1 protein-coding gene is annotated in these 235 nt (G+C 43.8%); it reads right to left on the reverse strand.

The annotated features are described in order from the left end of the window. Positions 1-197 (reverse strand): hypothetical protein (locus H5993_RS09380; RefSeq protein WP_204777129.1); only part of this gene is annotated, 197 nt, incomplete at its 3' end. Positions 198-235 lie beyond the last annotated feature (38 nt).

Here is a 235-nt window from a genome sequence, read left to right on the forward strand (position 1 = left end):
ATAACGCCATGCACCAATGCTGGACCAACCCATGCTAAAGCGCGTAAACGTTTAGGGGCAACGGCATAAGCACTTAATGCGGCAATACCAATCACAGGGACAGCAGGACTCAATAGCCATAAATAGCGTTTGGGGTCTTTCCATGTTGTTTTGCTGTTATTGGTAGTCAATAAGTCATCGCGTGTTTTTGCGTTCATGTGTTAAACCTTGTTGGACGATTTGTATGTTAATCTTG

The organism is Limosilactobacillus alvi (genome assembly GCF_016900115.1).
GTDB classification, from domain to species: Bacteria; Bacillota; Bacilli; order Lactobacillales; family Lactobacillaceae; genus Limosilactobacillus; species Limosilactobacillus alvi.